Source organism: Flaviflexus massiliensis, assembly GCF_001375495.1.
In the GTDB taxonomy this organism is placed as follows: Bacteria; Actinomycetota; Actinomycetes; order Actinomycetales; family Actinomycetaceae; genus Flaviflexus; species Flaviflexus massiliensis.
In genome coordinates, this window is the sequence record NZ_LN831058.1 from 615445 (window position 1) to 626395 (window position 10951).

Here is a 10951-nt window from a genome sequence, read left to right on the forward strand (position 1 = left end):
GTTAAGACTATGCGATGATGGGGCACTCTTCCCGACGGGAAAGATCAGCAGATTGCGAATGCTTGCGGACGAAAGTATCCCTACTGGTCGGGTTTTGGCCAGCCGTTTGGCTCGCACCCTTCCAGGTCGAGGGTCTGCTGCATCATGACCGGGGCCCGACCATCAGGTTCACACACGGTAACGTGACCCTGACCGAGGAAGTGGCCCACCTCATGGTTGACGAGATAAACCCGATACTGGTCAACCGTGCCACCGGCTTCCAAGAATTTGTCGGTAGCTGATGCCCAGCGATCGACGTTCAGTACAACATCGGAATCCACACGGCAGGAGGTATATCCGCCCGTGTCGAGCGGCGCGCACAGTTCATCCACCGTGCCCGGAGTTGCAAGCCGCACGGTCAGCTCAGCCTCGTCGGCTGCCACGAGTTCGAAGGATACGGAGCCATCCGCGCCCCAGCCACGCTCATCGTTCAGCGTTCCCAGCACCCGTGCCGCAAACGCTTCAGTATCGACGGAGATTTCCTTCTCGGTCACGACAGCTACCTTGACGACGCGTTCGGTTTCGCGCTCGCTCTCCTCTACCCGGGTGCCTTTGGCCGTGTCGAATTCTCCCGAACCGGAATCGGGCTGATCAGCCGAGTTGAGGCCGGCGAGGCTCTCACCGACTTTGCTGGCGCCACCGATCTCACTTTCGGGCGCGGCGAACGCGAGCGTGGGCAGGACAGCCATGCTCGCTGTCAGGACACCCACACCCACCTTTATCACGTTTTGGTAACGGCGCATGTGTCGATCCTACCCACGTTTCTTCCCCGCCCGTCAACCCCGCCGTGACCGGCACAACACCCCATCACCCCGACCTTTCCGTTTCAAACCAACGTTTATGTCCATCGATGTGACCGGTGGAGCACTCAGTGCAATGTGTCCGTTGTTACGAACAACCGGCGACTGTTCAGTCTCGTTCCTGCCCCAATCTCTCAAGGGAACACAAAGATGAGTGCGTAGGTTCCACGACTACACTCGAGGATTATGAGTACTCGGCTAGCTATTCATGTGTGGACCGACCTGTCCTCACCCACGTCATTCCTGGGACTGCAAAATCTCCTCGACGGCACCCGCGGCAAGAATGTCGCCATCGAACATCATGCGTTCTTTGGTGGGGAAGCCGATGGGTCGTGGCGAGACACGGAGCGGCAGAGCCTCGGCGCACTTCAGGAAGCTGCGCTGGTCGTTAGTGAGATGGAGCATGGCGATACTCGGGCGGCCCAGGAACTCATTTATGCCGCCAAAGAACGCGGTGCCACGCCCGAAGAGTCAGCTGCTCTCGGGGTGGAGATGGCGATGCGGATTCACGAGGCCGCACACCTGCACGGGCGCAACATTGCTGACATTGACATTCTCGTCGAGTTGGCTGAGGAATCTGGGCTAGATGGTGCTGCTGTGCAGGCTGGCCTGAGTTCTGGTCAGTGGTCTGCCTTTGTGGACAGCGATGTGAAGGATGCGGGGCGGCTGGAGCTTGCTCGCGCCCCGTTCCTGTTCCTGTCGGGTATTTACCTTGTGGAGGGCGTCCAGTCACCAGAGGTCATCGCGAAGCTCGTTTCCTCTGCGCTTGGCGAGGTGAATGAGCGGGAACAGGCCGCGGCCGGGGAGGCACGCGACCTGTTTGGTTGGCAGGGTTAGGCCCTGTCTCGTTCGATAACGGCGAGCCGGTCAGCTTCTTCGTTGCCAGCATCCCCATCGTGTCCCCGGACCCAGTCGATTCGGGTCTTGGCGGTGCGGGCCTCGTAGGCCTCGAGCAGATCAGCGACAAGTTGCTGGTTCGCAACAGGCTTACCGTCAGCCTTCTTCCAGCCCTTCCTGCGCCATCCGGGCCCCCACTTGGTCACAACGTTGATGACATACTGGGAGTCTGCACGCAGGAGGAGGCTGCGGTCGTTGTCCGCGTAGCGGAGAGCCTCGAGCATGGCCGTGAGCTCCATGATGTTGTTCGTGGTCCGGCGTGAGCCGCCGGACCCTGTGGTTCCGGTTAGCTCATCGACCCAGGCCCATCCGCCCCTGCCGGGGTTCCCGGAGCACGCCCCATCGGTCGCAATCACCTGATCAAATCCGTATTTATCGGCACCTGGCACGTACGGTCCATCACCATCGGTCCCTGATTGCTTCGCTGCGACAGGAAAGTCGGAGCCGGCTGGCACCACATTGTCGGGAGCCGTGGCGGGAGCGTTCTGTGCCCGGCTGCGGGCACGCTCGATTGGGGACAGGGTGACGAGCTCTTCATCGAACAGCGCACCATCATCAAGCAGATCATCTCCGACACCATTTCTGTCTTCGACCCGCTCGAGGCCGGTTGCCGCAAGCAGGGTGATAACGTCGGGATGCCACAGAGACTGTTCGGAAGCATAGTCGCCGTCGGTGATGGCAAGGTCGTGGCGTAATGCCATGTCCGAGGCCGCGGATCCGGCACCGACAAGTCCCAGCTGGGAGAGGTGACGAATGATGGTGTGGGGGTCGGTTCCGCAGGCGAGTGCCAGGTCCGAGGTTGCTAGCCAGTCCGTTCGTGTCATAGGTCAAGGCTACCCGGTGAAGACAAAGGCACCCGCCCAGGTGGGCGGGTGCCTTGTGTCATGTTTTCGCCAGCAGCGGCACTGTGGTGCCGATGGTGGTGTTACTCGGAGACGACCGAGACGTTGACTGCGACGGTGACGTCCGAGTGAAGGCGGATGTCGACCTTGTAGTCGCCGACCGACTTGATGGGGTTCGTGACGAGAACCTTGCGGCGGTCGATGTTTTCGCCGGTTGCTTCCTGGGCAGCCTGGGCGATGTCGGCAGCGGTGACGGCACCGAAGAGACGGCCGGAGTTGCCGGTGCGGACCGTGATGGTCAGCGTGGTCTCTTCAAGCTTGTCGCGCAGTCCCTGAGCGTCTTCGACCGTGGCGATCTCGCGCTTGCGGCGAGCCTGCTCCATCTGGTCGATCTGCTTCTGGGCGCCCTTGGTCCACCGGGTGGCGTAGCCGCGGGGCAGGAGGAAGTTACGCGCGTAACCGTCCTTGACCTCGACAACGTCACCGGGCTGGCCGAGGCGGTCAACCTCATGGGTCAGAATGAGCTTAGCCATGATGGACCTCCTTAGCGGCCTGAGCCAGTGTAGGGAAGCAGTGCCATCTCGCGAGCATTCTTAATTGCTCGTGCGATCTGACGCTGCTGCTGAACGGAAACGCCAGTCACTCGACGTGCACGGATCTTGCCGCGGTCAGAAATAAACTTGCGCAGGGTCGCGGTGTCCTTGTAGTCGATCTCGTCGACCTTGGTCACCTTAACGGGGCCGATCTTTTTCTTCGGCTTGCGAAGGTTTGGCTTCGCCATGATTGATCTCCTCTGTGCGCTTACGCGCCGAAAGTTGTTTTAGAACGGAGGGGCGTCGTCGAATGAGGAACCGGCCGGGCCCGAGGCCCAGGGATCATTCTGTGAACCGCCCGTAGGGCTGTCGTAGGCGACGTTGCCACCGCGGTTGTTACCACCACTGAAGCCTCCGCCACCAGAGTTGCCACCGCCGCCACCGGAACGCTGGGTCCTTTGGACCTGCGCGGTTGCGTAACGGAGGGAGGGGCCGATTTCGTCGACCTGCATCTCGATCGAGGTGCGCCTCTGGCCCTCATGCTCGTAGGAGCGTACCTGGAGTCGGCCGGTCACGACCACGCGGGTGCCCTTCGTGAGGGAGTTGGCGACGTTTTCGCCATACTCACGCCACACGGAACAGCGAACAAACATGGCTTCGCCATCTTCCCACTGCTGTGTTTGCTTGTTGAGGGTCCTCGGGGTTGAGGCCACCGTGAAGCTCGCTACCGGGATCCCGGACGATACGTAACGTAGTTCGGGGTCGGCGGTAAGGTTGCCAACGATGGTGATTATCGGTTCGCCTGCCATGATTCAGCTCCCTTGAAGCTTGCTCAGTGCTCGTCCTTGCGCAGCAGCTTGGTGCGCAGGATGGATTCGTTCAGACCCAGCTGACGGTCGAGTTCCTGTGCGGTTGCGGTGGTTGACTTGAATTCAACCACAACATACACGGCTTCCGACTTCTTCTGGATTTCGTAGGCAAGGCGGCGCTTGCCCCAAATGTCTACGTTGTCGATCGAGCCACCGTCGTCAATGACGACCTTGAGTAGCTTCTCCAGTGCGGGCGCGAGGTTACGCTCGTCAACTTCCGGATCGAGGATGATCATCAGTTCGTACTGACGCTGATCCATACCCACCTCCTTTGGTCTCAACGGTCACGGTCTTTCCGTGACAGGAGGGTATACGTGCCCGTAGGCACCCAATCACTTTACCGTTAAAGAGCCGGGGTTGGTAAGTGCTTGCGGAATCGGATCGTGTGCCGTTGGGCACCAGGGGTGAGGGCCTGACCATCGGAACTAGACGGCGGTTTCTGTCCCGGGGGCGGCGGGTTTTGCCCACCGCTGCCCTGCCCGGGGCTTTCGGTGGGGGCCTGGCTCGGCGGTTCCGTCGGGGTTACCGTGCGCGGAGGGGTGGGTTCCGGGGTGGGAGCGGGTGGCTCTTCCGTTGTTGGTTCTTCCGAGGGTGGTTCCGTGGTCGGTTCCTCCGTGGTGGGTTCCTCCGTTGGCTCCTCCGTCGTCGGTTCTTCTGTGGGCTCCTCGGTGGTTTCTTCTTCCGTCGGTGTTTCCACAACCGGGGGCGGTGCGATGGTGGGGGCGTTGGTGGCGGGGCGGAGGTTAGGTTCGGGGAAGTCCTCGACCGGCATGCCGTTCGTTGCCTCCATCATGAAGTCCAGCCAGATCTGTGCCGGGAAATTACCGCCCTGGATTGCCCACTGCCCACCGAACGGGGTGAGGGATTCTTCTTCCCCATCGGGGCCGATCTGGTACATGTTGACGACCGTCGACAGTTGCGGAACGTATCCGGCGAACCATGCCGAAACAAGGAAGGATGAGGTTCCGGTCTTGCCGGCCACGGGCCTGTTGAGTGCGGAAATCTGGGAGGCTGTGCCCCTGGGACTGACAACCTGTTCAAGTGCGTACGTCAGCCGCGCAATGTCGTCAGCATCAAAGACGCGCTTGCCGCTCGTGTCGCCCAAGTAGGTGACGTCCCCTTCACGGTTGCGGACTTCGCGAACAGTGTGGGGGGTGGTTCGCACACCCTGTGAGGCGAAGGTCGCGTACGCCCCCGCCATCTCCTTCGCCGTGGGCGAGGCTGAACCGAGGACGTTGGAGAGGGATTCGTCGAGGCCGGGAGTGTTTTCCGGAAGTCCTGCTCGCACAGCAACATCCTTGGTTGCGGCGGGGCCCACCTCTTCGTTGATCTTGATATAGACCGTGTTGACGGAGTTTGCTGTCGCGGTCAGCAGGTCGATGTAGCCAAGCCCGGTGAGCTGGAAGTTCTCAAACTCGTTGTCTCCCACGACGTAGGGCGAGGAGGAATCGTAGCGCTGGTACAGGCTAATATCGTCCTCGATCGCGGCAAGCAGGCCGAAGGGTTTGAAGGTGGATCCGGCCTGAGCGCGGTCCTGGGTGGCGGTATTGCGGGACCTCTCAAGATAGTCTTCACCACCGTACATGGCCTTGATTTCACCGGTCTCGGGGTCGACCGAGACGAGACCAACATAGTTGTTGTCGGGACGGTCCTCGGGCAGGTTCTCAACCGCGTCGACCGCGTACTGCTGCATGTCGACATCGATCGTGGTCACAATGTCGAGACCGAGCGTATCGAGTTCAACTTCCGTGTAGGTGCCGGAATCGACCAGTTCACGCCTGACTTCGGACAGGATATAGCCGTCGGTTCCCGCGTACTGGTTCTGTGTGGCGGGCTCGATCGTGTCGGGGAAGCGTGCGGCTTCCGCCTCTTCGACCGTGATCCAGTCGTCTTCCGCCATGCGCCGCAGCACCCGCTCCCATCGGGCGAGCGCCTGATCAGGGTTGACCGCAGGATCCCAGTTCGACGGCGAGGGGATTACTGCCACGAGGAGGGCGGTTTGGTCGAGGGTGAGGTCGGCAGCATCTACTCCGAAATAGGCTTGGGCTGCTTCCTGAATGCCGTAGGAGCCACGCCCGAAATAGATCGTGTTGAGGTAATTCTCGAGGATCTCGTCCTTCGACTGCTCCTGGTCAATTTTGATCGCGAGAACGGCTTCGCGGAGCTTTCCAGGAATGTCTGTCGTGGTGCCCATGTAGTAGCGCTCCACGTACTGCTGGGTGAGGGTGGAGCCACCCTGTCGGGGCAGTCCGCGCAAGTTGTTGATCGCGGCACGGAGGGTGCCGCGAATGTCGACACCAGCATTTTCGTAGAACCGTTGGTCCTCGGAGGCAACGACAGCGTGGGGGACGTGGTCGGGCAGGGAGTCAAGGGGGACAGAGTTGCGCCTGACCTCGGCAAAGGTGCCGATCTTGGTTTCCCCATCGGAATAGTACACATCCGTAGATTCCGCGAGAGCAAAGTCATCGGGTTCCGGAACTTCGGTCGTGATGTACAGGTAGGCGAAGGCGCCGACTCCGGCCGCAATGAAGAGCAGGAAGGAACCGAGGAGGAACCGCCACGAGGGAAGCCAGCGTCGGATTGGGCCCTTACCCCGACGCGGGTAGTTCCAGAACTTTCTTTTCTGCCGACCGCCCTGGTTCTTGTTCTGTGCGGGGGCGGTCCGCTTCGTAGATTGTTGACGGTTGCCTGCCATGGGCTTGATTATTCCCTATGCTTGCCGCGCCTGCGCAACTTCTTGCCCATCGTCACTAGTTTTGATTCGCGAGCCGTTGGCCTGCGCAAACCCCGTGCGGCCCTCGTGACAACGGTTTGGAGACCGCCCCACGCATCCGGCGATTCGTAGGTCACGTCGTAGCGTCCCGCGCCCTGTTTGCGTTTCACTTCGTGTTCGGAGGTCATGAATGCGTCGAGCCAGCGCGTGGACTTTGACGAGTCGACCAGCACAGCCTTGAAGAACAGGGTGAGGGGCACGGCGAGCAGCGCACCAAGGGGGCCGATGACGATTCCCCAGACCATGAGGGACAGGAAAGTGACGGTGGCGGACAGCCCGACAGCGTCGGCCGTGAACTTGGGTTGGAGGAGTGACTGGATAATGAAGTTGATGAGCGAGTAGGCAACGATCACCCACGCCATCAGCTGCCATCCGCCCTCGAGCAGGCCGAAGAGTGCGGGCGGAACCAGGCCGAGAATGAATCCGATATTGGGAATGTAGTTGGTGATGAAGGAGACGAGTGCCCAGGCGAGGGCCAGCGGGATCCCCATGGCCTGCAGGGCGATCCAGTCAAAGACGGCGACGATCGCACCGAAGATAGAGGAGACGAGCCAGTACTGGCGGACCCTGCCCTCAAAACCGGACAGGGCTTCGTGGAGTTCTGGGTTGGCCTTCTCCACGAGGCTGGAGCGCGATTCCATCGACATTGTGTCGATCACAATGAAGAAGATCGACATTGCGATGATCGCGAGCAGGGCACCCATGGAGGAGATCTGGTCGATGAGGGCACGGGCTGCGCTCATGATCGTGTTGAGGTCCAGCTGGTTGAGCAGGTTATCGACACTGGAGGCGTCATATCCCTGCTCAACGAGGAACTGGCTTTCCTCAAAGAATCGCGAAATGTTGTTGACGATCTGGGTGAAGCTGTCCTGGTAGGAGGCAATGACCTCGGGTAGGGGCAGGAATGCGATCACCGTCAGGCCGATGAGCCCCGACAGGAAGATGACAAGAACGAGGATCGAGCTGACGGCAGAGATCCACTTCGGCACGCCCTTGCGGACCATCCATCGGTGGATGGGGCGGATGGTTAGAACCAGGGTGAAGGCAAGGAATGCGGGGGCAAGAATGGAAGCGAACGTTCCCAGTCCCCAGAGCGACAGGGACGCAAAGGCACCGATGATGAGGACCCACATGCCGGTCGGCATGATGGGTGCCATCGGCTTGTTCCTGCCCTGGACGACAATGATGTCATCGTCGGAGTTTTCCTCGTGGAGCTCAGGTGCCTCGTCCGCTATTTCCGGAGTGGGTGCTGATTCGGCACGCACGTTCTCTTCATTTGGCTTCACAGCACAACCTTTCCCGTTCTGAACCGTAGAGTACCCAGAAAACAGGGCCCGCGTCCCCGTGACACGAAGCTCGTTCCGAACTGTTCACCCAACGGCCCGAATAGGACGCAACAGAGGGTGGGATTCGGCTCCTTTTGCCTAAGATCCCACCTCGCGCGGGGTTCCGGTGATCTTCCGGTTGGAGACGTAATACCAGGTTGCGAGGATCAGGTAGAGGACCACGAGGACGGTGAAGCCGCCGCGGGACCAGCCGGTGTCGGGGAGCATGACCGCGGCGAGGGCCGCAGCGCCGACGAAGGCGGCGTTGTACATCATGTCGTAGAGAGCAAAAGCACGGCCACGGTAGGAGTCCACGACGTCGCGTTGCACGATCGTGTCGACGGCGATCTTGGCTCCCTGGACTCCCAGTCCCATGAGAACCGCAGCGATCGCAATCCAGGGCAGTGACGGGGTGGCGATGAGGATGACCTGGGACAGCATGGAGATGCCGAGGCAGGTAACGATCCACTGGGCCGGGGTCATCCTTTGGTGGGCAAGCGGAGTGAAGACGATGGCAGAACCGTTACCCAGGAGGGAAATGCCGGATAGGGTGGCGAACATGGCGAGCCCTGCATCAGCATCCGCCGGATCGGCCAAGAGATTCCTCGAAATGAGGAGCAGGGCAATGAAGTTCACTCCGTACAGGAACCTGTGCACCGCCATGACCACCAGCGCGTGACCGGGGGTGCCGCGGAGCGCAAGATAGCGGGCTCCCTCCCACAGATCTTCCAAGACCGCCGCAATCTGTTTCGCGAGCGGCACCCGGACCCGGCCCTCGGGACCAAGCTCACGGTAGCCGATGCGGGAGGCGGCCCACACGGCGCACAGCAGGAGCAGTGCCGCAACCGCCAGGCACGACGCGTCCCTCACCGCACCTTCCGGGGTGAGCCGGTTGATGACGAAGCCGAGGGCTGCACCGATGACGGTGGCGACAGCACCGAAGGTGGGAACGAGGGAGTTCGCCATGATGAGCTGCTCGCGCGGCACCACGTGCGGCAAGCCTGCCGACAGTGCGGACAGGAGGAAACGGTTGATCCCGAGGGTGATGAGCGCCAGGACGGAGACCGGCACAAAACCCGCTCCGGTGGCCATGAGCACGGCGAGGAGAACGCACAGGATTGCCCTGATCGTGTTGCCCCAGAAGAGAACGGCCTGACGCGACCAGCGGTCAAGGAGCGGACCAACGAAGGGGCCGACAATCGTGAAGGGCAGCAGGAGCACGGTGAATGCTGCCGCGACCCCGCTTGCCGTTGTCATGTTGGTTGGGTTGAAGAAGTAGAGGGTGGCGAGTCCGACCTGGAACATGCCGTCCCCGGATTGGGAGATGAGACGGACCGTGAAGAGTCTTTTGAATCCGTCGTGGACGAGGAGGGTTTTCAGGTCGGACCGGACGGACATCTACAGGTTCTCCTTCGCCCACCCGCGCAGGTGTCGTTCGGCTTCTTCCGGTTCGAGGGGACCGTGCTCAAGTCGCAGCTCGAGCAGGTAGTTGCGTGCCTTCCCAACGGTCGGTCCTGGCCCAATGCCGAGGATCTCCATGATCTGGCCACCGTCAAGATCGGGCCTAACGGCCGCCATTTCCTCCTGTTCGGCAAGCTCCTGGATCCGCTGCTCGAGGTCGTCGTAGGCGGCTTGGAGGCGCATGGCCTTCCTGTGGTTCCGGGTGGTGCAGTCGGCTCGGGTGAGGCGGTGGAGTCGCTCCAGTACCGGCCCCGCATCGTTCACGTACCTGCGGACCGCCGAGTCGGTCCAGGTGGCTTCCCCGTAGCCGTGGAAGCGCTGGTGAAGCTCGACAAGCCGGCATACCTCTTTGATGGTCTGCTTATCGAAACGCAGTGCGGTCATGCGTTTCCTTGTCATCTTCGCGCCCACGATGTCGTGCTGGTGGAAGGTGACTTTATTGCCGGGACCGAAGCGGCGGGTGGGGGGCTTCCCCACATCGTGCATGAGAGCCGCAAAGCGCAGCACGAAGTCGGGGCCGGGGACCGGCCCGTCTTCGTCCGTTTCGAGGGCGATCGCCTGATCGACCACGGTCAGGGTGTGTTCGTACACGTCCTTGTGACGGCCGTGCTCGTCGACGGTGCTCTTGAGGGCGGCAACTTCTGGGAGCACCCGTTCTGCGACACCCGTGTATTCCATGATCTCGATACCGCGGCGCGGGTGGGGCGAAATCATGAGGCGTTCAAGTTCGGCACGAATCCGTTCGGCTGACACGATGTCGAGCCTGTCCGCCAGCTCCGTCATCGCATTCATCGTGTCCATGTCCACATCGAATCCGAGCTGGGCGGTGAAGCGGGCTGCTCGCATGATGCGCAGCGGGTCATCGGAGAAGGAGATGAGGGGGTCGATCGGGGTGCGAAGAAGTCCGTCCACAAGATCGTTGAGGCCGCCGCAAGGATCGACGAGTTCGAGGGAGGGCAGGCGCACCGCCATGGCGTTCACCGTGAAGTCCCGCCTCGTGAGGTCACCTTCGAGCGTGTCACCGAACGCGACCTGTGGTTTGCGGGAGTTCGGGTCGTAGTCGTCGGAACGGTAGGTGGTGACTTCGACGGTCAGTCCGTGCAGGGACGCACCGATGGTGCCGAAATCTTTCCCGATGTCCCACGTGGTCTCCCCCCAGTCCGCGAGGATCTTGAGGGTTTCGTCGGGACGCGCCGAGGTTGTGAAGTCCATGTCATGCGCGGGAATTCCCAGGCACGCATCTCGCACCGGTCCGCCCACGAGAGCAAACTCGTAACCGGCCTTGTCGAAGCGGTCCGCAAGCGACAAAACCGCTGGTGGGAGCGCCTGGAGTGCCCGCTGGGCAGAACCCAGGTAGCGTGCTGTGTCCGTAGGGTTGGATACCAACTGTCACGTCCTTATGCGAATGCTGG

General features: G+C 61.3%; 11 protein-coding genes. 1 reads left to right on the forward strand and 10 read right to left on the reverse strand.

Annotated features, from left to right (window positions below; genetic code table 11):
- Nucleotides 1-80 precede the first annotated feature (80 nt).
- A complete protein-coding gene (locus BN1241_RS06645) occupies nucleotides 81-782 on the reverse strand; it encodes a DUF3152 domain-containing protein (protein WP_082418250.1) in 702 nt (233 codons plus the stop codon).
- Nucleotides 783-1025: 243 nt separating this feature from the next.
- On the opposite strand from BN1241_RS06645, the gene BN1241_RS06650 reads away from it, so the two are divergent.
- Nucleotides 1026-1676 (forward strand): DsbA family oxidoreductase, encoded by a 651-nt coding sequence (locus tag BN1241_RS06650; RefSeq protein ID WP_077138314.1) that lies wholly within the window; start codon nucleotides 1026-1028, stop codon nucleotides 1674-1676.
- Here the strand turns inward: BN1241_RS06650 and BN1241_RS12585 are convergent.
- The 9 genes from BN1241_RS12585 to BN1241_RS06695 form a co-directional block, all read right to left on the reverse strand.
- Entirely contained in the window at nucleotides 1673-2560 is an 888-nt protein-coding gene (locus tag BN1241_RS12585) for a ribonuclease H family protein (protein ID WP_082418251.1), read from the reverse strand. The genes BN1241_RS06650 and BN1241_RS12585 overlap by 4 nt on opposite strands.
- Before the next feature lie 101 nt (nucleotides 2561-2661).
- On the reverse strand, nucleotides 2662-3111 hold the full coding sequence (gene rplI / locus BN1241_RS06660) for a 50S ribosomal protein L9 (protein ID WP_054952883.1): 450 nt from the start codon (nucleotides 3109-3111) through the stop codon (nucleotides 2662-2664).
- 11 nt (nucleotides 3112-3122) lie between these two features.
- Nucleotides 3123-3359 carry a 30S ribosomal protein S18 gene (gene rpsR, locus BN1241_RS06665; RefSeq protein ID WP_054952884.1) on the reverse strand — a complete coding sequence of 79 codons (237 nt, stop codon included), beginning with the start codon at nucleotides 3357-3359 and terminating at the stop codon, nucleotides 3123-3125.
- Nucleotides 3360-3398: 39 nt separating this feature from the next.
- Entirely contained in the window at nucleotides 3399-3920 is a 522-nt protein-coding gene (locus tag BN1241_RS06670; protein ID WP_054952885.1) for a single-stranded DNA-binding protein, read from the reverse strand.
- Between the two features lie 23 nt (nucleotides 3921-3943).
- The gene (gene rpsF / locus BN1241_RS06675; protein ID WP_054952886.1) at nucleotides 3944-4240 is read right to left on the reverse strand and encodes a 30S ribosomal protein S6; all 297 of its coding nucleotides are present in this window, start codon (nucleotides 4238-4240) and stop codon (nucleotides 3944-3946) included.
- An 83-nt stretch (nucleotides 4241-4323) separates the two neighbouring features.
- The gene (locus tag BN1241_RS06680) at nucleotides 4324-6675 is read right to left on the reverse strand and encodes a transglycosylase domain-containing protein (RefSeq protein WP_054952887.1); all 2352 of its coding nucleotides are present in this window, start codon (nucleotides 6673-6675) and stop codon (nucleotides 4324-4326) included.
- Nucleotides 6676-6683: 8 nt separating this feature from the next.
- On the reverse strand, nucleotides 6684-8039 hold the full coding sequence (locus BN1241_RS06685; protein WP_147599310.1) for an AI-2E family transporter: 1356 nt from the start codon (nucleotides 8037-8039) through the stop codon (nucleotides 6684-6686).
- A gap of 138 nt (nucleotides 8040-8177) precedes the next feature.
- Nucleotides 8178-9476 (reverse strand): MFS transporter, encoded by a 1299-nt coding sequence (locus BN1241_RS06690; RefSeq protein WP_054952889.1) that lies wholly within the window; start codon nucleotides 9474-9476, stop codon nucleotides 8178-8180.
- Nucleotides 9477-10925, reverse strand: coding sequence for a CCA tRNA nucleotidyltransferase (locus BN1241_RS06695; RefSeq protein WP_147599312.1), 1449 nt, complete (start codon nucleotides 10923-10925; stop codon nucleotides 9477-9479). It lies immediately after the preceding gene.
- Between the last annotated feature and the right edge of the window lie 26 nt (nucleotides 10926-10951).